The sequence below is a fragment of the Neobacillus sp. K501 genome (assembly GCF_053749995.1).
Genome location: NZ_JBSLYA010000007.1, coordinates 211,743 through 231,776 on the forward strand (window position 1 = coordinate 211,743; position 20,034 = coordinate 231,776).

Here is a 20,034-nt window from a genome sequence, read left to right on the forward strand (position 1 = left end):
TAAGCACCTCTCAAACCTCTTATCTTAAATGAAGAGAAACTGCACCAAGAACTCCCGCTTTATTTCCAAGAGCTGCTTTTAGTATTTTAACGTCAGAAAAACTCTTCATTACCAACTCTTTTACCTTACTATTAACCATTTCCACAAGTTTACTTTGTTCCATTACCCCACCACCGATAATAATGGCAGGCGGGTTAAAAATATGGATCAAGGAAACAAGACCCAAGGCAACTTCATCAAGCCAATTATCAAGGACCTCTTTTAATCTTACATTACCTTGGTTTATTTTTTCAAAAATTATTCTTCCATTCATGCAATTTTGATCGATTTCTAATGCATTTCTTACTAAGGCCGTGGTAGAAGCATAAGTTTCATAACATCCTCTATACCCGCAATTACAGCTATTCCCCAACGGGTGAGTGATCATATGACCAAATTCAGCTGCAACTCCATTATTTCCCTTATAAATATCGGCATTCATTACAATAGCTCCGCCAATGCCTGTTCCATAGGTTAAACATAGGAAGTCCTTAAATTCCTTCCCTGCTCCAAAATACTTTTCCCCTAAAGCAGCGGCGTTAACATCGTTTTCTACCTTTACAGGAACACTAAAACGTTCCTCTAAAATTTCCTTCAATTTTGTCCCTGTATAGTTAGGAATAATTTCATTGGCATAAATGATTGACCCTTCTTCACTATTAACCTGTCCAGCCGTACTTATGCCAATAGCTTCAAAACCCTGATAATGATGAATAATATTGATTAACTTTTCAACTAAGTGCCTTCCACCCATTTTTGCTTCAGACTCATATTCTTTAAAAGATTCGATGTTCCCTCTTTCGTCAGAAATACAAAGCTTAATGGATGTTCCTCCAATATCTGCCGCTAATATTTTCATCTCTTCGACCTCTAATTTATTGCCGTAATTAATCTTTTTGTAATCTCCATCGGGCGGGTGATCGCCGTTCCTACAACAGCTGTATGGACTCCAAGATCAAAAACTTCCTTCAGTTCTTCTGGGGTCCAAATCCCGCCTTCTGCAATAATGGGGATGGGGAAATCCTTTACTAATCTTTGTATTAAACCAAAGTCAGGTAATGTAATATCTTTTGTATAAGAAGTATAGCCACTTAGAGTGGTTCCAAGGCAATCAAATCCTAATCGATAGGCTTCCTTTGCTTCCTCATAGGTAGAGCAATCGGCCATAAAGATCTGATCTTTATACTTTTCTCTAATACTTGGAAAGACCTCACTAATCGTTTTGCCATCAGGTCTAATCCTTTTAGTCGCATCTAAGGCAATGATTTCAACACCTTCTTGATAAAGAAGTTCAATTTCATTCAGTGTTGGAGTGATGAATACATCCGAACCTTCATAAACCTTTTTGATAATACCTATTATGGGAAGGTCAACATTTGTCTTAATCTCTTTAATATCCTCGACACTGTTTGCCCTAATAGCAGCAGCACCACCGAGTGCAGCAGCATATGCCATTTTCCCCATTATATAGGGACTGTGAAGTGGTTCCTCTGGCAAAGCCTGACAAGAAACAACTAGTTTTCTATTAATTTTTTCAAAAACTCTCTCTTTGTTTTCCACGCTTTCCATCTCCAAGCCGTATTTTATTCCTTGACTGCTCCAATCGAAATTCCACTGGTAAAGTATCTTTGGAAGAGGATAAAGATCACAAGCATAGGAACCGCAGCAACAGTAGCTCCCGCCATCTTATAAGCAAAGTTAGGATTCAAATCCTGCATTAAGGTAGCAATACCAACCATTAAGGTTTTAGAATTTTCATCCTGCCCAACAACCAGTTGCCATAAGTAGTCATTCCACACTTGAACAAAGTTTAGGATAAATAATGCACCAATCCCTGGCTTCACCATTGGCAGCATTATTTTATAGAAAACCGTCAACTCATTTGCTCCATCAATTTTTGCCGATTCTCTTAAAGAATCAGGAATATTATCAAAGAAGCCCTTCAACATAAATACTCCAAAGGCTGTAGCAACGTTTGGCCAAATCATACCACTTAAACTATTAACCATCCCAAAGTCCTGAATAATTCTAAATAGAGGGACGATCATCACTTCTTTTGGAACCATTAAACTTGAAATAAAGATAATAAATATAACATTCTTTCCTTTAAACTTTAGCTTTGAAAACGCATATGCCGCTAAGCAGCTTACAATAATGAGAGCAATAGTGGAAATAAGAGAAACAAAAATACTATTGAATGCCCATCTAATTGCTGGCTGATTATTAAAGACATCCACATAATTACTAATCGTAAATGTCTTAGGGAACCAATCTGGCGGCATTTTTACAACATCTGAACTATTCTTTAATGAACTGGTAAACAGCCAGTAAAGAGGAAACAGGCTCAAAACTGCAAAGAAAGTGACGATGACATTTGTAATTATGTCAAATTTTTCCTTTTTCTTTTTGTTATTATTCTTTTTACCAAACATGTCTATCCCCCCTTAATCCTTTTTAAACATCGCTCTTAACTGTGGAATCGATAATACGAGTGTAATTAAGAACATAATGACACCAACAGCAGAAGCTATACCAAGCTGGTTAAATTTAAAAGCATTATTATAGAGAAAATACATGAGGGTGGTTGAGGCATTGTTTGGTCCGCCACCGGTTAAGAGCTGGATCACGACAAATATTTTTAAAACCGCGATAATATTCATAATCATGATGTAGATTGTGGTTGGCTTTACCATTGGAATAAGAATTTTAAAGATGACTTTCAGCCTGCTTGCACCATCAACCTCTGCTGCTTCAAATACATCCTTGGGAACGCCTATCATAGCGGCAATATAAAGAATGATTGCCTGACCAACGTTAGTGGCAAATGTAACGAAAATAATCACCGGCAGAACCAAGCTTGTATCACCTAAAAAATTGACGGATGCTATTTCTAATTTTCTAGCTGCAAACGGGATCAGTCCATTTGCTGGATTTAAGAGAAAGCTCCAAACCATACTCATGACAACCATGGAAACCATAACTGGAATATAATAACTGCCCCGAATAAAGGACACGTATTTTGCATTTTTATCAAAAATAGCCGATGCCACGAAAAGAGAAAAGATGACTGTTAAAGCCACGATAAATATAACAAAAATAACAGTGTTAATCGTCGATTTTACAAATACGGGATTTGCAAACAATCTGCTATAGTTTTCAAAACCGATAAAGGTCTCTTGCTGATAATTGATTCGATATAAACTTAATCGAATCCCTTCAATAATTGGATAGACAAGAAAAACAAGAAAAAGGATAAGCTGTGGGGCTATAAACAGATAGCCGGTTATATTTTCTTTTAGTGACTCCTTACTAATTTTCATGGGAATCCCTTACCTTTCTATAGCTACTAAGCCCCATAATCGGGGCTTTTAGCAGCTAAGTCATTATCATGGAGGGTTATTGATTATAGATCACTGAGTTCGCTTTAGATTCCTCGATTACTTGATTACCATTTTTCTGATAATCCTTTACAGCCTCTGCAGCCGATTTTTGTCCAGTATAAAGCGCCTGAAGCTCTGGATATAACACCTGTCTCAATTGACCGTATCCTGGTACATTTCCAGTAAAGTTAAATAGATATTTCGCATTTTCATCATAAGCCTCAAATAAAGGTTTTTCCGCTTTAAATTCATCTGCTACAGAAGTTCTAACTGGAACACCATTCTTAGAAGCTTTTACTAATTCTTCATCTGTAGAGAAGAATTTCACAAAATCCTTACTCACTTGCATTCTTGTTTCATCACCTGTATTAAATACAGCAGCACCGGTTACATAAGTGAAAGTAAGCGGATCGCCGCTTTCGGATGGAATATTTGCTAGTCTTATATCAAACTTTGGTGCCTTACCGCTCTCCATATCTGCTTTTGCATTGTTAAATAATACGGAGTTAGTGAAACTGATTGCCAGTTGCTGATTTTGGAACATAGCGTTTGCATCATTAGACGATACAGATTCCGCACCAGGATTGGTTAATCCTTCACCATAAATTTTCTTTAACCATGCAGCGGCTTTTTCACCTTTCGCATCATCAATGATTAGATTTCCTTTTTTATCAAAGAACTTGTTTCCAAACATTCTTAAGTAGGCAAGATTCCATGTATCAGCCTGATTATTAAGAGCATATAAAGCCATTGGGTAAGCATTAGAGTATTTGTCTTTTGGCAAATCTGTTTTTAGCTTATTTAAAATCTGTTCATATTCGTCCAACGTCCAGGTTTTAATTCCATTTTCTTCACCCACAAATTCTTCAAGGCCAGCATCCTTAAACATATCCGCGTTGTATGCTAAAGTTCCTGGCATATGTGAAAATGGATAGAAATAGATATCATCACCAAAAGTTACGTTTTCCCAATAATTCTTGGCGATATCTTTCTTAGAATCTTCGTCCACAATGTCATTTAATGGTACAAGCGCACCTCTATGAGCATAATCTCCCATCGCAAAAACGCTTTCAAAGAAAATATCTGGAGGAGTTCCTCCGTTAAGATTAACGTTTAACAACTCATCCCGTTGGTCTCCGGCAACGACCTGAACATTTACCTTTACGTCGTGCTCCTTATATTGTTTAGAGAATTTTTCGGCGGCATATTTAAAGAAACTATCGTAATCTGCCCCATCCTCAGTTGGGTCCATTACCCCTTTCCATTGGGGTGTTAGCCAAACGGAGATTTCCACCTGTTCTTTCGATTTAGAATCACCACTAGACTTTTCAGACTCTTTACCAGAACAACCAGAAAGAATTGCCAGGGCCAGTACGAAAATGGCTGTCAAAGCTTTAAAATGTTTTTGGAACATAAATTTTCCCCCTAACTTTTTATAGTTTATTTATTTTATTGAAGACAAGCTTAGCTAGAAGCCTGTGTCCTTCCTCATCAAGATGCATATAGTCAATCGTATTCATCGGAACGATACCCTTTGTAGCAAGGAATTCTGTCCCTTGAATCTTCATGAGCTCTGATAAATGGATGGATAACTCTTCCGATTTACGATCACAATCTCTTCCCATTGATTTTCCTACATCTGTTTCCATGTACTCTTGACCAATTGGAGGAGGTGCAATGACCAAAACCTTTGGAAAAGCTCCTTTTTTTCCAACAGGTGTGTTTTTAGCTTTTTGTGCAAGTCTTGCGATTCCTTGCGCGATATTATAGGAGGTGAGAGAAAATCTTTCCTTCGTATCATTTGTACCAAGCATGATAATCACCATCTCCAACGGGGCATGACTCATTAAACAGGGATGGATATAGCTAAAACCATTCAACCCTTCAAATAATGGATCATCCACTACACTTGTTCTGCCTGATAAACCTTCCTCGATAACTTGAAACTCATCTCCTAAATCCTCTCCTAGAAGACTGGTCCATCGAACTCCCTCTGGAAATCTTTCCAGCGTTCTCGCATCATATCCCCAGGTGTTGGAATCGCCGAAGCACACGATTCGTCTTTTCATTGTGTTATCCTTCATATTTCAAAATCGCCTCATCAATCATTTCTTTGATCCCAGCAATTTTGGCCAAATCTTCTCCTGTTACCGGCTCTAATGGTCCTCTGACACTGCCAATATTCAAACCTCGTAATTTAAGGACTTCTTTGATTGCAGAGTACATAGATCCATTAAGTGAGCATAAAGCGATAATAATGTCATTGATGTCTCGTTGAATGCCTCTAGCATCATTAAAATTTCCATTTGAAACGAACTTTTCAGCCATTAAGAAGAGCTCAGGCATGGCCCCGTACGTTCCACCAATTCCACTATCTGCGCCTATTAATCTACCAGAAGCATATTGTTCATCTGGACCGTTAAAGACGATAAAATCTTCTCCAGCTGTAGCCTTAAACCTTTCAATGTCCAAGACAGGCATAGATGAATTTTTCACACCAATTACCTTTTTATTCTCTAGTAATCTTTTAAAAAGCGGCATTGACAAACTGTAACCCGTTGTTTGCGGGATGTTGTAAATGATAAATGGTAGGTCTGTTGAATCCATGATATCTGTCCAATACTTATGGATGGAGCTTTCTGGAAGTTTAAAGTAGATTGGAGGGATTGCTGATAAGGCATCATAACCAAGTTCGGCTGCATATTTTGCTAGAATGATACTTTCTCTTGTTGAGGGTGCACCGACATGGGCAATTAATGTGAGTTTTCCTTTTAGTGACTGTGAAACAAATTTCAAGGTTGCTTTTCTTTCCTCAAGATTTTGATAGATGCACTCTCCTGAGCTTCCGCCTACATATAGACCCTGAATCCCTTTATTTAAAAGGTGCTGTGCTAATTCTTTTGTTCTCTCTTCTGAAACTTCCCCCTGATCATCGTAACAAGCATAAAATGCAGGAAAAATACCTTTGAATTTTTCTAAGTTCATATATCTCTTCCTCACAAATGATTTAGTATTTGTTTCCGCTTACAACTGAAATATATCACACTAAAAAAATATTGTAAATAATTTTCTCTATTTATTAAATTTATGAAAAAAATTTCCACCATTTCGTGGTTAAAAAACTAAAAAGCGTCATAGAATTAACTCCTATGACGCTTCACTTCTTTCTCAATATCTATTTCATCAACAAGTTTTTCGGCGATCTTTCGGTATAAATTACTCATATGGACCAAGGAAGAGATCATGAGAACTTGCTCGGAATAGGGATCAAAGGATTCAGCTTTTACCCGATTAACTCTCTTCTCAATATCTTCTTTAAACTCTTCTGCATTTTTGTCGGTTAGTTTTAAATAGCTTTCGTAAAAAGAATCTAAATCTACTTCTTCTTTGATGATCTTTTTGTTCATCCCATCAAGTGTTATCTTAATGTCATTAATCGATAACGCCCCTTTTAGCTGATAAATTAAGCTAATTAAGATGAGATGCTCTTTCGAGTATTTTTTATTTTTAATTGGAAAGATAAGCTTTCCTTTTGCATAATTATTAATCATTGTTTTGGTCAGAACTTTCTCTTCCTCATTACGCTTCGATTCAGCAAATTTATTTTCAAAAAGCTGAATGACCTGATCCATGTATAAATCAATATCTGGAATATCCTCAAGCGTCAGACTTGCTTCTAAGCCAAGCTGTTCGATCAACTGATTGATTTTTTCCACAAAAAAACCCCGCTCCTATTATATATGTCATCTATTATACATGACATATAAACTATTGACTAGGTTCTGTTTTATCTGTATCATTACAAGTAGTTATTAAAACTACATAGTGTTTTAGGGAGGTTAATTCTATGAACAATTATATTCGGGAACCTATTAATGGACTTACACATTTAGCAGGAGCACTGCTTTCCTTTGTCGGACTTCTAGCAATGGTCATCAAAGCTTCTCTCACCACGTCATCAGCTATGGCGATTGCCGCTGTCATCATTTTTGGTGTCAGCATGATCCTACTTTATTCTGCGTCGGCAACCTACCATATGGTAAAAGCGAAAGATCATGTGATTGCCTTCCTAAGACGACTTGATCATTCGATGATATTTGTTCTTATCGCCGGTACGTATACGCCGTTTTGTTTTATAAGCTTAAATGGAACGACTGGAAATATTCTTTTTTCCATCATTGCTGCAGTTGCTTTAAGCGGCGTTGTGTTCAAGATGGTTTGGTTTAGTTGCCCACGCTGGATATCAACAGCCCTATACATCGCGATGGGCTGGATGATCATTTTTGTTTTCTCTCCATTGGCAGGGAGTATGGATAAAATGGGGCTGTTCCTCCTTATTCTTGGTGGGATCTTCTATACAGTAGGAGGGGTTATTTACGGAGCAAAGCCAAAGTTTCTTCAGTCAAAATACATGGGCTTCCATGAAATATTCCATATTTTTATCATGCTTGGCAGTTTAGCACATTTCTTCTGTGTTTACCTATTTGTCATTTAAAAAGAGACCATTATGGTCTCTTTTTTTTTAAAACCACACCTTATTCATTTCTGTAAGAAACTCTTTTGTAATTGGATATCCTGAACTCTCTCCAATGATCGAATCAATCGAACAATATGGGCAGATGGCCGTGTCTTCATCATCGCACCAATCCGTAATTTTTGTAGGGCTGAAAACCTCTAAACAAAAGAAACAGCCGCATTTCGTATCCTTTCCTAACTGCTCTCTATGATGGCTGCTAAATTTATGTGCGAACCTATACTTTTCTTCCATCTTTACCCCTCCTCAGTGATTCGGGTTAGCTCTTCTTTTAGAACTAGAGCATGATTATGTATCGAATCCTTGGCTCCATATAAAAGAGTTACTCGATCTTGTGAAGCCATCCCAATCATTTGATCCATCAAATGAAGCTTCTGTTCATCCGTCCTCAGTTCATTTACATACCTCATGCGAAATTCTTCAAATAGTTCAGGTTTATGACAAAACCACTTACGAAGATCAGGGCTCGGAGCAATCTCCTTCATCCACTCTGACAACCTCGCATTCTCCTTAGAAATTCCGCGTGGCCACAACCGATCAACCAAAATCCGATACCCATCCGTTTCATCATAAGGATCATAAACCCGCTTCAAAAATATTTCTGGCATCACTTTTTCCCTCCCTTATGCAACTGTCCGCCTCAGGTGGACAGTGTCCACGAGCGGTGAAATAGGGAGAATAGCCGATAGGCGTAGTCTCCCTTAATGCGTACAGAAAGCGATAGCTTTCTGTAGCCAGGCACCACTTTAGAATGAATCTAATCTTCATCCTTTATATCGAGATCCTCGGGAATGGGTTCGCTTAGGATTTCTTGGATGAGTTCTTTGTAGTTTTCCATTTGTTTGAGGTGGGTGGTGAATTGGTCTTTGTTGATTAGGTATTGTTCACCGTTGTAGACGGCGCGAATTTTCTTTTGTTTGACTAGCGCTTCTACTGTTTCCTCTGCCATTGATAGGTATTCTGCTGTTTCTTTAATTGTTAGATACATTTCCTTCATTCCTCATTTTTGAATATCATTTTATCGACTACCCGCCCATGTCTTCCCATTGTTGTCTCGGCCTGTGACAACGAGTTAAGGATGGCTTCCTCTGCGGCCTCAGCTGCTCCGGTAAATAATTTATTCATAATCGGATGGTCTTCACGTAGCTGGATCCGGGATTCCACCATCTCCTCCGCAAAATGATCCATTTTATTTGCAGTCGAAAAAGCAATGACAATATCACCGCTGCCATGGCTGAAATGGCTTCCGGTTCTTCCAAGGCCAATTCCACAACGCTTTGCTACTCGACGAAGCTGGCGATCACTCAGCGGGGCATCCGTCGCCAAAACCATGATGATGGAACCGTCTGCTGTTTCGGAGAGCCCTTCTTTCGATGAATACCCTCGGAATTCTTCCGTTTTCCCAAAATTGCTCAGAACGATACAGCCGATAGTATATTCATCAATCTTACGTGACGACGAACCTATTCCGCCCTTATAACCGAAACACACCATTCCTTTTCCTGCTCCAACTGCACCTTCTTCGGCAAGATGATCCGATGCAGATTTTATAGCCTCAATTGCATGCTCCGGCTTTAGCGGAAAAGCTCGAATCGAATTTAAATAACTGTCATTGCACTCGCCTACAACAATATTGATGGTACCCGTTGTTTCACCAATCTCTGGATTCTCCCCCAGCATATATTCTAATGTCCCCTGGGTTACTGCAGGAACCCCAAAGGTATTGGTTAACATAATCGGCGACTCTAGAACCCCTAATTCATCCACCTGGACAAGCCCAGTCGTCTTCCCAAAACCATTGATGACATAACTAGCAGCTGCCACTTTTCCCTTAAAAAGATTTCCTTTATGCGGTAAAATCGCGGTAACTCCTGTGCATGCATACTCTTTCCCAATATCGTCCAGTGGATAATCCAAAGTAACATGCCCAACCATGACTCCATCGACATCGGTAATACAATTTTTTTCCCCAGTTGGCAGACTTCCAATGCCTAATCCAGTTTCTCTTATTTTCATCGTCCCGCTCCCGGCCGTAATCTTAGGAAGTTTTCAGAGGCAAAGCCTCTAACCTCATCCTCACTGTAGTGTTTTAACAGTTCATTAATGAGATTTTGACTTTTGGATGAATCCTCTAAATTTGTAATATAGGTAGATATCCCATCAAAATCAGAGCCTAACCCAAGATGCTTCACTCCGCCGAGTGAACAAAAATGATCAATATGCTTAATCAAATCGGTTATCTCCACTTCTCCCTCTTCCTTAACAAACGGTGGATAATACACCACATGAATTAAACCTTTTTTGTTAAACATCGCCACAGCCTGTTCATCGGTTAAGTTTCGGGGATGATCGCAGAGTGCTCTAGCGTTGGAATGGCTCGCTATTGGGTAATGTGCTAATTCTAAAACCTCCCAGATTCCTTTATCACTTAAATGAGAGACATCTGTAAGTATTTGATTGCTATTATTAAACTCGACGATTTCTTTGCCAAAGAGCGTAAGCCCGGCGCCGCGTGGTTCACCCGCTCCGTCCGCAGCCAGATTGGCATTATTCCATGTCAGTCCAACGGAACGTACCCCCAATTGATAAAGGATATTTAGTTTCGTCAGATCATTCCCTATCGCATCCACACCTTCTAGCGTCAGCATCGCCCCAATTTGTCCGACCTTCAACTTATCAAAATCGGACCAATCTTTTATATGTATCATATCCGAATTATTCCCGAGCACTTCTTTATAAAAATAATCGATTTGTTCCAGTGCAGCTTGAAATTTTTGGTCGGATGGGATCAATGGTTCAATAAAAATTGCAAAGCACTGGACTTTAATCTGACCTTGGAATAAGCGCATTTTATTCGTGTGCAGTTCCGGAGCATCGGCAAACCGCAGCGTTCCTTTTCCTTCCCAAAGTTTAAGTAATGCATCACAATGGAGATCAATAATATTCATGTTGTACGTCTCCTTTTTTAGAAAATTTTATCACAAAAATTTGTTCAATATGACATAGTATAATCTTTTTTAAAGGTTAAAGTTTTCGGCTGAGCCCCCCTTTCCCACTTTAAATACCAAAAAAAATCGGCCCTGTTTAATTAACTGGCCGATTTTTTATGCTCTTTTCTACCATTTAGGATAAGCTGCCTTTGATTTTGTAAAAGTTTTCCTGTGATTTGTAAAAGGTGACCTCAATTTTGTAAAAGGTATACCCTGTTTTGTAAAAGGTGACTTCAATTTTGTAAAAGGTAGGTCCATTTTTGAAAAACTTCACCCTATTTTTGTAAAAGAAAATCATCTATTATCCCAGTTCTCAACGGGTTCAGCTTCGTTCCTTTTCGTCAATCAATAAATCATATAAAGTACAAGCAATGATTTTCGTCGCATCCAGTAAATCAGTGAGACGGATATTTTCATCTGCTCGATGGCCATTCGCCTCTTCCATTACTCTTGGGCCGACGCCAAACATGATCGTCGGAATTCCCTCAGCAAAAAAGTGGCGAGCATCGGTATATAAGGGAACCCCGTTGACGGATAATTCGCCTCTATCCTTCATCAGCGATTGCCAGTTTGCTGTCAATGCCGTAATCAACGGCGAATCCTCAGGTACAGGACCAAAACTCTTAGCATGAAGGATTTTTCGAATTTCTACTTTTAATCCCGCAATTCCTGATACAGCATTATGGACAATTTCCATAAAATCCGCTACAGCCTGCACGGCGTCTTCTTCTGGAATCACTCTTCGGTCGACCCTTAGCCGGCACTCATCCGGAACGACATTCGTATTGATCCCTCCTGAAATTAGTCCAACATTTAAGGTAGGAGAATCGATTCCAGGTATAGAGGATTTTTTGGCGGCAAGTGTTTCACGGTAATGATATAAAGCATTTAAGATGCTTGTTGCTGCTTCAATAGCATCGATACCTGTATGTGGCAGTGCAGCATGGGCCGACTTGCCCGTTACAGTGATTTCAAAATGCAAACAGCCATTATGCGCGTTAACGGCTGCATACGTAAAGCCAGCGACAATTGCTTGATCTGGCGTTATCGCTCCTTGATCCAGCAGCCATTTCGGGCCTAAATCTCCACCTGTTTCCTCATCAAATGTAAAGGCAAGGTCGACTTTCCCTTCAATCTTCTTCTCCAATTCAGCTTTTTGTAAAGCAAGGACGGCAAAAGTATATGCGGCAATGTCTGACTTAGAAACGGCGACACCGCGTCCATACATCTTCCCATTCTTGATTTCGCCGCCGTACGGATCGACACTCCAACCTAACCCTGGGGGTACGACATCACCATGTGCATTTAACACTATGCATGAACCTTTACCATCACCAAAAACATGGCTGCTAACGACATTTGCCAAACTAATCATTCCTGTCGCCTTCACATCTTGATCATCAACCTCTAGGAGCGAAACATCTTTAAATCCAAGTTCACCAAGCTGTTTGTGTAAAAATGCCGCAATCGGATAACAATCTCCCATAGGATTATCGGATGGAACCTGTACTAGCCTTTTTAAAAAATCAACCAAATCTACTTCGTTCTCCTGAACCCATTGCACCAGTCTTTCCTTATCTTGTTTCATCTATAAACCTCCTCATCCTTACTAGTAGGCTAATTGATGTAATAATTGAGTTAAAACCTGTAGTCCCGTTTCCAAATCACCTATCGAAGTATATTCAAATGGAGAATGGCTAATTCCTGATTTACTGGGGACAAAAAGGATGGCAGCCGGACAGATTCGGGCAAACAACTGGGAGTCATGGCCAGCACCGCTATTCATGACCTGATAAGAAATGTTATTTTTCACACAGATTTCCTGAAGCTTTTCATTCAAGGAGGTATTCATCGGTACCGGCTCAATCTCATGCCACTTATTCAGCGTTAAGCCTAATCCCATTTCTTCCACAATTTTAATAAAACGGTTGGCAAACCGCTCACAAAAATCGTTTAACATCGATTCTCTTGGGTGTCTAGCATCGACTGTAAATTCAACCTCCCCAGGAATGACATTCGGCACATTGGGGGTAACAAAAAGCTGGCCCACGGTTGTGACAAGTTCCTCATCATACTCCTTACATAATTCATATAAATGATGAATCATATTCACTGCTCCATGCAGGGGATCTTTTCGCCATTTCATCCAGGTAGTCCCAGCATGATTGGTTTCCCCTTTAACAGTAATACGATAACGCTTTTGCCCTACAATCGATTGGACAATTCCGATTTGTTTTTCAAGCTTTTCAAGGGTTGGTCCTTGTTCAATATGGAGTTCTATGAAGGCTTGTAAGTCATCTCGTGCCTGATATTCTTGATCTGTCAGTCCAAAGCCCGCTGCATTCATCGCCGTTATAAACTCAACCCCATCTGAGTCTCTTACATCCTTTATATCAAGAAAAGTATAGGCTCCTGTCACCATCCCTGAACCCCAGCAGGCGAGAGGAAAACGGCTTCCTTCCTCTTCACATAAGGAAACCACTTCTAGATTTACCTTTGGTTTACCATACTTTTGATGAAGTTTACTTAACGCTAATATAGCAGCCAAAATTCCATAAGCGCCGTCATATTTGCCGCCTGACTCAACCGTATCCACATGGGACCCGACAAGGATGGTCTTAGCATTGGGATCATTTGAAGATAACCTGCCAAATAAATTACCAATTCCATCATAATAAGCTGCAAGGCCCAAAGCATCCATCCAGCCCTTAAGAGCTTGCTGAGCATCCTTCCAGTCCTGAGAATATAATCTCCGCGTCACTCCACCATCCGGATCGCCGCCAAATGAAGCCAGCCACTCAATTGCTTCTGCCATATTATTAGAGAAATGGCCCATAAGCTTCCTCCCTCGGCTGGATGCACTCGCCGATTTTTTCTGCAGTTACCCCGATTTGATCATCGTAAATAATCTTTCCTCGTAAAATAGTTTTTTTTACTCTCAATAAAAATTTCCTATTTTCATAGGGCGAAAATGGATTTCGAAAAGCAAAAGACTTCTTATTCGCATGGGTCGTTTCATCTAGGCGAATCAGTACGAAATCGGCATCCAAGCCCGGAAGAATTCTCCCTTTATTTCTTGCAATCCCAAATAAGTCGGCTGGATTGGAGGTTCCTAAAGGAATCACCTGTTTAAGCGGGATCTTTCTTTTTAGCGCCTCATCGAGTAAAGCAAGCAAGGTAAATTGAATCCCCTGAATTCCTCCCCACGCTTCCCGAATAGAAGCATTCATTTTCATGCTAGCTAAACAAGGAGAATGATCGGAACCAATCGTATCAATCCAGCCATTGTTTAGACATTCCCATAACCCTTCTACCTCAGTCCGCGGACGAAGAGGCGGAGCACATTTGAGCAGAGCACCAGTTCGAACAAAATCTTCTTCATCAAAAAGTAAATAATGTGGACAGGTTTCAACCGTTACCTTAACACCGCTTCCTTTTGCCTCCTGAATGAGCTCAACCGCTTTTTTCGTACTGATATGGACAAAATGGACTGCCGTACCGTATTTAGCAGCCATTTCTAATCCACGACTGACAGCCATCACTTCTGCTGATACAGGCCTGCTTGCTAAAAATGCCCGACGTCCATCCATATTTTTATAGATTATTGTATTTCTACGAATCTCAGCCTCTAATTCTGCGTGCAGAGCCAGGATTCTATCATGGTCTTTCGCTAATTGCATCGCCGTTTGCAAATCATCTAGCGATAAGAAACGAAAATCATCAATTCCGCTTTCACACATAAATGCCTTCCAGGCGATCACTTCCTTACTCATCGCCGCTAGTTCTTCCCTATTTATTAGAGAATCTGGTGTCATCCCACCCCAAAAAGCGTAATCAATATAGGAAAGGGAGGATACATGCTCTCTCTTTTTCTGCAAAACCTCAAGGTTTGTAACCGACGGCGAAGAATTCAGCGGCATATCAAAAATCGTGGTCGTTCCTCCGATCGCTGCTGCCCGTGTCCCGGTTTCAAACCCTTCCCATTCGGTTCTTCCTGGGTCATTGAAATGCACATGAGCATCAATAAAGCCTGGGATAACAAGACAACCGCTGGCATCAATGATCCTAGTTGGCTCCTCGAACGGTGGTTCTGCTTTTTTTTCAAAGAGAGAGGTAATCCGACCATCCTTAATACGAATATTGACATGGCGAAATCCTTCATGAGTAAATACATACCCGTTCTGCACACTTACCACCGTCATCTTCTAGCTTCCCCCTTAACTTCCACGATAGGTGCTATAGCCACCCGGTGAAATCAGCAGCGGTACATGATAATGGGAGCGAGGTTCTGAAATACCAAACCGGATCGGGACACAATCTAGGAAAGAGGGACTTTCAAGTTTTCCTCCTCGATTCCGGTAATACCCTCCTACATAAAAACGAATTTCATAAATTCCTTTTTTCATAGAAGATCCTTCTATAAGTGGCAAAGGGAGTCGTCCATCTTCATTTGTATAGCTTTTTTGTAAAAATTCAAAACAGTTCTCCTTTTCTACCTGCCACAACTCAACCGCAATACCACTTGCTGGCTGACCAATACTCAAATCAAGGACATGCGTCGTTATTTTCCCTGTCATTTCGGCGGCTCACCTTCCGTTTTGAGGTCCTCTTGTGTCATTGAAAATCGTTGAAAACCAAACGGAGGGCGAGGTTCGGTAAAGACTTTTCCCTCATTTGAGGCAGGAATTTCATCTAAAATCGTTTCCCAGGTTCGATTATTTGATTCAAAACTGACTTCTGCGAGTCCCGGGAACCTTTCTAATATGCGATAGCCGATACGATAAATGAGGTTTTGGATCGATGGTGAGTTATCTTCATGAAAAACAGTGTAAGCAATATCTCTTACCTGTTCTGCTGCTACATAACCAGCTTGCGAATTCCCCTTGGCTGCTTCAAAATCGTTATATCGCCAGTCGATATTCAAATAGATAAACAAGGGACGATCAAAGGATTCTGGTAAAGTCGTATATTCATCCTTAACATAGCCGTAAAACGAACTTCCCTTTACCTTTATGAGTTTTAACCCCTTTAAGCTGCTTAAATGATCAGAAAGAAGGATTTCTCCCCTGGAACGTTTCACTTCAATCGAAGCTGCTGCCTGTTCATTTAATGAATAACGGAATACCAATGGGCTAGGTTCAGCCCCCTCTGGATTTGAAATGGGAAGCTCATCAAAAGAAATTTGTTCCCCTGAAACAGTTACCCCCGTCATTTGTGAATACGTTTCAAGCAAACGGCGGCCAACAAATTCAAGGAAACCTTCTTGTGTTGCCCCCTGATAATCTCCGGCATGCTTTAGGATGAAATTTTTCATGGAGTCTGTTGCTACTACTAACGTATTATCACCGTCTTTAAATGAGGGAAAAAACTCCTCTCCTTCAACCGCGACCTTTACCTTCATTCCAAAAAGAATATTATTTCGACCCTTAAAGGATGATTCTGGAATATCACGTACTGAAGTAAGTGGTGTAGCATAAGTGCGGTAAACCCATACATCATCTTTGCCATAACACATCGTTCTTTTCATAGATGAAGCCCCCTTATTATTGAATAAGATCATCTAGACGAAACTTAGCGATTTTAAATACCTCCCTTAAGGCGATTTCGAATTCTTCCTCTTTAGTAGAATTAAAACGTTGTTTCATAGCAGCTAGAATGGTTTCTTTCCTTTGTCCTTTGACCGCCATAATAAAGGGAAACCCAAATTTCTTCACATACTGTTTATTCCATGATAAAAACTCATGCCTTTCCTCCTTCGAAAGCTGTTTGAGGCCTGCCCCTGTCTGCTCCTTTTGAGAAGCCTCCGAAATTTGCAACCTCGTAGCAAGATCAGGGTGCGCGCGCAGCAAGGAAAGCTTTAGGGAAGTCTCAGCTTTTTCTACCATCTCAACCATTGCTTGAAATAGTTCCTCACCTGATGACAGTGGCATTCTTTCCCATGCTCTTTCCGCCACCCATGGAGAGTCTTCAAACACCCATCCTACTGTGTCCACAAACTCCTTCTTGTTCAATTGATTGAGGTTTTCGATTAAAATCACCTTTTCTTTTAATTAAATTTACGACTTCATTTTTTCCACTAGAATATCCAAAAGCAGAAATAGTATCTTTATGGAAGTCATATAATCTAACACAAAAAAATAATTTCTTTCATTTGAAATGGTACTAGTGGTTTAAATTAAAAAAGTTCGTCAGATAATCTTTCAACAAAAAAGAAATCATCCACAGGATATAGAATAATAGCTCTAATGTTAGATAGTTTCCCAGCCTTATTTATAAAGATTCCCTAATAAATATATATAGGAATGGAGAGGTTATATGTCAGAATACGATTTTATGGAAAAGGCGGTTGCCGAAGCACTTCAAAATGTAACGGCAAACCACGGGGGACCATTTGGAGCAATTGTAGTGAAAAACGGGCAAATTATCGGGATCGGAAGGAATGAAGTTACCTCCTCCAACGATCCTACCGCCCACGCCGAGGTTCAGGCCATTCGTGACGCCTGCCGGAATTTAAATACGTATCAGCTCGATGACTGTGAAATCTATACAAGCTGCGAACCATGCCCGATGTGCTTTGGCGCCATTTATTGGGCACGGCCAAAAGCAGTTTATTATGCTTGTACGAAAGAGGATGCGGCAAAGATCGGGTTTGACGATCAGTTTATTTATGACCAGCTTTCCCTTCCCAAAGAAAATCGAAAAATACCAATGAAACAGATTTATCCGAATCAAGGTGATATGCCGTTTAGAGCATGGGAGAAATCGAAGCAAAGGGTAGAATACTAATCTGACAAAAGAGGATGTTGTAGATGGAGAAAAATCAACTTTTCAAAAGGATCTCAATAGCATCCGGCCGGGAACCAGCTGACACCGTGATAAAAAATGGAAAAATTATTGATGTCTTTAATGGGGAAATCATTGAGGGAGATCTTGCCATCGTTGACGGCTATTTTGCCGGGATCGGAAAATTTGAAGGAAAAAAGATAGTCGATGCAAAGGGGCGATTTGTTTCGCCTGCTTTTATTGATGGCCATGTTCACATTGAGTCATCGATGGTTACGGCGAGTGAATTTGCGAAGGTACTTTTGCCTCATGGTGTAACGACCGTTATTGCCGATCCCCATGAAATTGCGAATGTGCTGGGTATGAGTGGAATCCAATATATGCTCGATTCTTCCGAAAACCTTCCGTTTGACTTTTACTTCATGCTGCCTTCCTGTGTTCCCGCAAAAAGCTTTGAAAATTCCGGTGCCAGATTAGATGCGAAGGACTTAAAACCTTTTTTCCAGCATCCCCGAGTCCTTGGATTAGCTGAGGTGATGAATTTCCCCGCCGTGTTACAAGCGGAGGAAGATATGCTCACAAAAATAGTAGAATGCATGCAAGCAGGGAAAAAAGTTGACGGCCATGCTGCAGGTCTGTCTGCGAACGATTTAAACGTCTATCTATCTGCCGGAATTCGGACTGACCATGAATGTACAACTGCCGCCGAAGCAAAAGAACGGCTAAAAAGGGGCATGTATTTAATGATACGCGAAGGAACTGTTGCGAAGGACCTTCAACCATTGATACCAGTGATTAATGCGTACAATTCGCGCCGCTGTTTATTTGTTACCGATGATAAACACTTAGACGATTTAATTTTAGATGGAAGCATTGATCATAATGTCCGTAAGGCCATCTCTTTAGGAGTCGCATCGATAACCGCGATTCAAATGGCGACCATCAATGCCGCTGAATGTTTCGGACTTGAGGAGAAAGGAGCCATTGCTCCAGGTTATAAAGCTGACTTCATCCTTTTCGATGACCTAAAGAAAATTAAGATTTCACAGGTATTCAAAGATGGAGTTCCCATTGTAGAAAATGGCGTACTGATAACTGATATTGCTAATAATCATCAGAAAGAAGCAGGTTTTCTCACAACCACTGTCCACTTTGATGATGTTTCAGCAGCACAATTTCAAATTCCATTAAAAAACAAACGAGCGAATATCATTGAAATTATCCCAAACAGTTTAATTACATCTCATATCGTTCAACAAGTTGAAACCTGCCCTAATGGCTTTTTTCAACCTTCAATCAAAACGGATCAGTTAAAATTAGCCGTGATGGAACGGCATCACCTAACAGGAAATATCGGATTAGGCATTGTAAAGGGATTAGGGTTAAAGTCCGGTGCGATCGCTACTACTATCGCTCATGATTCCCATAATCTTATCGTCTCTGGAACAAACGATGAAGATATCCTCACCGCAGTTAATGCGATGAAAGAAATGCAGGGCGGTCTCGTTATTGTGCAGGCAGGTGAAATTCTTGCTTCATTAAAGCTCTCTATTGCAGGTCTCATGTCGGAGCAAAGTTATCAGGAGGTCTTTTCCAGCTTAAAGGAAATTAATCAAGCACTCGAAAAGCTTGGTGCCAGCAAAGAGTTTAATCCGTTTTTAACTTTATCGTTTTTATCACTCCCAGTCATACCCGAGTTAAAACTAACCGACAAAGGTCTATTCCAAATCTCTACCTTTACGCATATTAGCATAGAAGCGGATTAACAATTGAAATCTCCTTCATTGAGTTTTTGGATAAAATAGTTGCTTTCACCTCTATTAACTGTCAAACTAAAGAAATACTTTGAAAGAAAGAAATAGTAGGTGACCAACATGATTGAGGTAAAGACTTCCAAACTCAGCGATGGAGAATTAAACAGAGGTGTATTTGCAACACAGGATATTGCAAAAGGGGAACTCATTCATGAGGCACCCGTTCTGCCTTACCCAAATGATGAACATGAACATATCGAAAAAACGCTACTTGCTGATTACGCATTTGAATATGGAATCAACCACTCAGCAATCCTTTTAGGTTATGGGATGCTATTTAACCATTCCTATCAGCCTAATGCCACGTACGATATTAACTTTGCCAACCATACGTTTGAGTTTTATGCTTACAAAGATATAAAAGCTGGAGAAGAAATTCTCATCAACTACAATGGCGATGTAGATGACAACGAACCTTTATGGTTTAACAAAGAAGAATAACGAAGAACATAACAGCCCATAATCGGGCTGTTATTTTTTTCCCCTTTTTTTGC

23 protein-coding genes are annotated in these 20,034 nt (G+C 40.1%); 4 read left to right on the forward strand and 19 right to left on the reverse strand.

Features of this window, described 5'->3' with window-relative positions:
- Positions 1 to 19: 19 nt before the first annotated feature.
- The 8 genes from ACWM35_RS16830 to ACWM35_RS16865 all read right to left on the reverse strand — a co-directional run bounded on the left by ACWM35_RS16830 (position 20) and on the right by ACWM35_RS16865 (position 7,135).
- Positions 20 to 898: an ROK family protein gene (locus ACWM35_RS16830; RefSeq protein ID WP_454819969.1), complete on the reverse strand. Its 879-nt coding sequence runs from the start codon at positions 896 to 898 to the stop codon at positions 20 to 22.
- Positions 899 to 909: 11 nt separating this feature from the next.
- The gene (locus ACWM35_RS16835) at positions 910 to 1,608 is read right to left on the reverse strand and encodes an N-acetylmannosamine-6-phosphate 2-epimerase (RefSeq protein ID WP_454820092.1); all 699 of its coding nucleotides are present in this window, start codon (positions 1,606 to 1,608) and stop codon (positions 910 to 912) included.
- A gap of 14 nt (positions 1,609 to 1,622) precedes the next feature.
- Positions 1,623 to 2,471, reverse strand: a complete 849-nt coding sequence (locus ACWM35_RS16840) for a carbohydrate ABC transporter permease (protein WP_454819971.1) — start codon at positions 2,469 to 2,471, stop codon at positions 1,623 to 1,625.
- A 12-nt stretch (positions 2,472 to 2,483) separates the two neighbouring features.
- On the reverse strand, positions 2,484 to 3,359 hold the full coding sequence (locus ACWM35_RS16845; RefSeq protein WP_454819973.1) for a carbohydrate ABC transporter permease: 876 nt from the start codon (positions 3,357 to 3,359) through the stop codon (positions 2,484 to 2,486).
- Positions 3,360 to 3,435: 76 nt separating this feature from the next.
- Positions 3,436 to 4,833: an ABC transporter substrate-binding protein gene (locus tag ACWM35_RS16850; protein WP_454819975.1), complete on the reverse strand. Its 1,398-nt coding sequence runs from the start codon at positions 4,831 to 4,833 to the stop codon at positions 3,436 to 3,438.
- A gap of 19 nt (positions 4,834 to 4,852) precedes the next feature.
- Complete coding sequence (locus ACWM35_RS16855; protein ID WP_454819976.1) at positions 4,853 to 5,488, reverse strand: GDSL-type esterase/lipase family protein; 636 nt, start codon at positions 5,486 to 5,488, stop codon at positions 4,853 to 4,855.
- Positions 5,489 to 5,492: 4 nt separating this feature from the next.
- Positions 5,493 to 6,404: a dihydrodipicolinate synthase family protein gene (locus ACWM35_RS16860; RefSeq protein WP_454819977.1), complete on the reverse strand. Its 912-nt coding sequence runs from the start codon at positions 6,402 to 6,404 to the stop codon at positions 5,493 to 5,495.
- Between the two features lie 155 nt (positions 6,405 to 6,559).
- Positions 6,560 to 7,135 (reverse strand): DUF1836 domain-containing protein, encoded by a 576-nt coding sequence (locus ACWM35_RS16865; RefSeq protein ID WP_454819978.1) that lies wholly within the window; start codon positions 7,133 to 7,135, stop codon positions 6,560 to 6,562.
- A 131-nt stretch (positions 7,136 to 7,266) separates the two neighbouring features.
- On the opposite strand from ACWM35_RS16865, the gene trhA reads away from it, so the two are divergent.
- Positions 7,267 to 7,914, forward strand: coding sequence for a PAQR family membrane homeostasis protein TrhA (gene trhA / locus ACWM35_RS16870; RefSeq protein ID WP_454819980.1), 648 nt, complete (start codon positions 7,267 to 7,269; stop codon positions 7,912 to 7,914).
- Positions 7,915 to 7,941: 27 nt separating this feature from the next.
- Here the strand turns inward: trhA and ACWM35_RS16875 are convergent, their stop codons facing one another.
- The 11 genes from ACWM35_RS16875 to uraD form a co-directional block, all read right to left on the reverse strand.
- Positions 7,942 to 8,187: a cytoplasmic protein gene (locus ACWM35_RS16875; RefSeq protein ID WP_454819981.1), complete on the reverse strand. Its 246-nt coding sequence runs from the start codon at positions 8,185 to 8,187 to the stop codon at positions 7,942 to 7,944.
- A gap of 2 nt (positions 8,188 to 8,189) precedes the next feature.
- A complete protein-coding gene (locus ACWM35_RS16880) occupies positions 8,190 to 8,561 on the reverse strand; it encodes a DUF488 domain-containing protein (protein ID WP_454819983.1) in 372 nt (123 codons plus the stop codon).
- Positions 8,562 to 8,710: 149 nt separating this feature from the next.
- Positions 8,711 to 8,950: an excisionase family DNA-binding protein gene (locus ACWM35_RS16885; RefSeq protein WP_454819985.1), complete on the reverse strand. Its 240-nt coding sequence runs from the start codon at positions 8,948 to 8,950 to the stop codon at positions 8,711 to 8,713.
- The gene (locus ACWM35_RS16890) at positions 8,947 to 9,969 is read right to left on the reverse strand and encodes a DmpA family aminopeptidase (protein WP_454819986.1); all 1,023 of its coding nucleotides are present in this window, start codon (positions 9,967 to 9,969) and stop codon (positions 8,947 to 8,949) included. The genes ACWM35_RS16885 and ACWM35_RS16890 overlap by 4 nt, the downstream gene beginning before the upstream one ends.
- Entirely contained in the window at positions 9,966 to 10,901 is a 936-nt protein-coding gene (locus ACWM35_RS16895) for a dipeptidase (RefSeq protein WP_454819987.1), read from the reverse strand. Before ACWM35_RS16895 ends, ACWM35_RS16890 begins: the two co-directional genes overlap by 4 nt.
- A gap of 364 nt (positions 10,902 to 11,265) precedes the next feature.
- Entirely contained in the window at positions 11,266 to 12,531 is a 1,266-nt protein-coding gene (locus tag ACWM35_RS16900) for an ArgE/DapE family deacylase (protein ID WP_454819989.1), read from the reverse strand.
- 21 nt (positions 12,532 to 12,552) lie between these two features.
- Entirely contained in the window at positions 12,553 to 13,779 is a 1,227-nt protein-coding gene (allC, locus tag ACWM35_RS16905) for an allantoate deiminase (protein ID WP_454819990.1), read from the reverse strand.
- Positions 13,763 to 15,145, reverse strand: coding sequence for an allantoinase AllB (gene allB / locus ACWM35_RS16910; RefSeq protein ID WP_454819992.1), 1,383 nt, complete (start codon positions 15,143 to 15,145; stop codon positions 13,763 to 13,765). Before allB ends, allC begins: the two co-directional genes overlap by 17 nt.
- 15 nt (positions 15,146 to 15,160) lie before the next feature.
- The gene (uraH, locus tag ACWM35_RS16915; RefSeq protein ID WP_454819993.1) at positions 15,161 to 15,520 is read right to left on the reverse strand and encodes a hydroxyisourate hydrolase; all 360 of its coding nucleotides are present in this window, start codon (positions 15,518 to 15,520) and stop codon (positions 15,161 to 15,163) included.
- Positions 15,517 to 16,470 (reverse strand): factor-independent urate hydroxylase, encoded by a 954-nt coding sequence (pucL, locus tag ACWM35_RS16920; RefSeq protein WP_454819994.1) that lies wholly within the window; start codon positions 16,468 to 16,470, stop codon positions 15,517 to 15,519. The genes uraH and pucL overlap by 4 nt, the downstream gene beginning before the upstream one ends.
- A gap of 16 nt (positions 16,471 to 16,486) precedes the next feature.
- Complete coding sequence (gene uraD, locus ACWM35_RS16925) at positions 16,487 to 16,936, reverse strand: 2-oxo-4-hydroxy-4-carboxy-5-ureidoimidazoline decarboxylase (RefSeq protein ID WP_454819996.1); 450 nt, start codon at positions 16,934 to 16,936, stop codon at positions 16,487 to 16,489.
- A 322-nt stretch (positions 16,937 to 17,258) separates the two neighbouring features.
- Between uraD and ACWM35_RS16930 the strand changes: the two genes are divergently transcribed.
- The 3 genes from ACWM35_RS16930 to ACWM35_RS16940 all read left to right on the forward strand — a co-directional run bounded on the left by ACWM35_RS16930 (position 17,259) and on the right by ACWM35_RS16940 (position 19,981).
- Entirely contained in the window at positions 17,259 to 17,729 is a 471-nt protein-coding gene (locus ACWM35_RS16930; protein ID WP_454819998.1) for a nucleoside deaminase, read from the forward strand.
- A 23-nt stretch (positions 17,730 to 17,752) separates the two neighbouring features.
- The gene (gene ade / locus ACWM35_RS16935; RefSeq protein WP_454819999.1) at positions 17,753 to 19,492 is read left to right on the forward strand and encodes an adenine deaminase; all 1,740 of its coding nucleotides are present in this window, start codon (positions 17,753 to 17,755) and stop codon (positions 19,490 to 19,492) included.
- 108 nt (positions 19,493 to 19,600) lie between these two features.
- Entirely contained in the window at positions 19,601 to 19,981 is a 381-nt protein-coding gene (locus tag ACWM35_RS16940) for an SET domain-containing protein (protein ID WP_454820001.1), read from the forward strand.
- Positions 19,982 to 20,034: the final 53 nt, after the last annotated feature.

Coding starts and splice junctions, on each gene's coding strand:
- ACWM35_RS16830 (WP_454819969.1), bottom strand. CDS start 898: ATGAAAATATTAGCGGCAGATATTGGAGGAACATCCATTAAGCTTTGT.
- ACWM35_RS16835 (WP_454820092.1), bottom strand. CDS start 1,608: ATGGAAAGCGTGGAAAACAAAGAGAGAGTTTTTGAAAAAATTAATAGA.
- ACWM35_RS16840 (WP_454819971.1), bottom strand. CDS start 2,471: ATGTTTGGTAAAAAGAATAATAACAAAAAGAAAAAGGAAAAATTTGAC.
- ACWM35_RS16845 (WP_454819973.1), bottom strand. CDS start 3,359: ATGAAAATTAGTAAGGAGTCACTAAAAGAAAATATAACCGGCTATCTG.
- ACWM35_RS16850 (WP_454819975.1), bottom strand. CDS start 4,833: ATGTTCCAAAAACATTTTAAAGCTTTGACAGCCATTTTCGTACTGGCC.
- ACWM35_RS16855 (WP_454819976.1), bottom strand. CDS start 5,488: ATGAAAAGACGAATCGTGTGCTTCGGCGATTCCAACACCTGGGGATAT.
- ACWM35_RS16860 (WP_454819977.1), bottom strand. CDS start 6,404: ATGAACTTAGAAAAATTCAAAGGTATTTTTCCTGCATTTTATGCTTGT.
- trhA (WP_454819980.1), top strand. CDS start 7,267: ATGAACAATTATATTCGGGAACCTATTAATGGACTTACACATTTAGCA.
- ACWM35_RS16875 (WP_454819981.1), bottom strand. CDS start 8,187: ATGGAAGAAAAGTATAGGTTCGCACATAAATTTAGCAGCCATCATAGA.
- ACWM35_RS16880 (WP_454819983.1), bottom strand. CDS start 8,561: ATGCCAGAAATATTTTTGAAGCGGGTTTATGATCCTTATGATGAAACG.
- ACWM35_RS16885 (WP_454819985.1), bottom strand. CDS start 8,950: ATGAAGGAAATGTATCTAACAATTAAAGAAACAGCAGAATACCTATCA.
- ACWM35_RS16890 (WP_454819986.1), bottom strand. CDS start 9,969: ATGAAAATAAGAGAAACTGGATTAGGCATTGGAAGTCTGCCAACTGGG.
- ACWM35_RS16895 (WP_454819987.1), bottom strand. CDS start 10,901: ATGAATATTATTGATCTCCATTGTGATGCATTACTTAAACTTTGGGAA.
- ACWM35_RS16900 (WP_454819989.1), bottom strand. CDS start 12,531: ATGAAACAAGATAAGGAAAGACTGGTGCAATGGGTTCAGGAGAACGAA.
- allC (WP_454819990.1), bottom strand. CDS start 13,779: ATGGGCCATTTCTCTAATAATATGGCAGAAGCAATTGAGTGGCTGGCT.
- allB (WP_454819992.1), bottom strand. CDS start 15,145: ATGACGGTGGTAAGTGTGCAGAACGGGTATGTATTTACTCATGAAGGA.
- uraH (WP_454819993.1), bottom strand. CDS start 15,520: ATGACAGGGAAAATAACGACGCATGTCCTTGATTTGAGTATTGGTCAG.
- pucL (WP_454819994.1), bottom strand. CDS start 16,470: ATGAAAAGAACGATGTGTTATGGCAAAGATGATGTATGGGTTTACCGC.
- ACWM35_RS16930 (WP_454819998.1), top strand. CDS start 17,259: ATGTCAGAATACGATTTTATGGAAAAGGCGGTTGCCGAAGCACTTCAA.
- ade (WP_454819999.1), top strand. CDS start 17,753: ATGGAGAAAAATCAACTTTTCAAAAGGATCTCAATAGCATCCGGCCGG.
- ACWM35_RS16940 (WP_454820001.1), top strand. CDS start 19,601: ATGATTGAGGTAAAGACTTCCAAACTCAGCGATGGAGAATTAAACAGA.